Annotated in this window: 2 protein-coding genes; both read right to left on the bottom strand. The window is 68.6% G+C overall.

All coding sequences use genetic code 11. From position 1 onward, the window contains the following. A partial coding sequence (locus tag AC1D0Z_RS23185; protein ID WP_477660477.1) for a cupin domain-containing protein occupies positions 1-197 on the bottom strand: 197 nt, incomplete at its 3' end. After that, on the bottom strand, positions 197-858 hold a 662-nt coding region (locus AC1D0Z_RS23180; RefSeq protein WP_477660476.1), incomplete at its 5' end, for an SDR family NAD(P)-dependent oxidoreductase. The genes AC1D0Z_RS23180 and AC1D0Z_RS23185, both read right to left, overlap by 1 nt.

The raw sequence follows: 858 nt of genomic DNA, 5'->3' as shown, positions 1-858 counted from the left end.
CCCAACGCATGCGAATGCGCGTCAAACCGGCTGCCAGCCGCATAACGCACGAGCGACGTTGCCACGGCCACCTCTGCACCGGCACGCTCGAGCATGCGCCGCTCAACCCCGGGTTGCGGCGACGGCAGCCACGGCAGCGACCCGGCCTGTACCAGGACGGGTGCAGCGCGGTCGGCGTTCAGGTGCGTCAGCTCCATCAGAACTTCTCCGATGCGGTCCGCAGGTCCAGCTCCTGCGTCCATGCGGTGCGCGCCTGTTGCGCAAGCCACAGGAAACTCGCAGCCACGCCGTCGGGCGCCATCACCGGGGCTTCGGCTGCCGCATAGCGTGACGCGGCAGCAGAGCCGATGAGCATGCCGTCCAGCACGATGTGGGCCACGTGGATTCCCTGCGGCTGGAACTCCCTTGCCAATGACTGAACAAGCCCACGAAGGGCAAATTTGCCCGCAGCCATGGCCGCAAAACGGGCCGACCCGCGCAGCGAAGCCGTGGCACCGGTAAAGAGCAGGTTGCCGCGCCCCACAGCCAGCATGCCCGGCAGCACAGCCCGGGCGCAGTGCGCCGCCCCGACAGGGCCGGCTTCGAGGCATTCGCGCAGCGCACTCTCCTCCAGTTCAAGAAAAGGAGCCACTGCCAGATGACCCGCGTTGTACAGCAGCGTGTCGATGGGCCCGTGGCATCCGATCAGGGCCGCGATGGCTTGGGCCACCGCGTCACCGTCCGCCAGGTCGCAATCGGCCCGCCGCAGGCCCGCGACCTCGTACCCTGCCCCGCTGAACTGCCGTGCGAGCGATTCGCCGAGCACACCACCGCTTCCCGCGATGAGTGCGAAGGGCCGGCTCACAGCATCCCCAGCAG

It is taken from the genome of Polaromonas sp. P1_E3, assembly GCF_056405935.1.
This window is presented reverse-complemented; position numbering and strand designations above follow the sequence as displayed.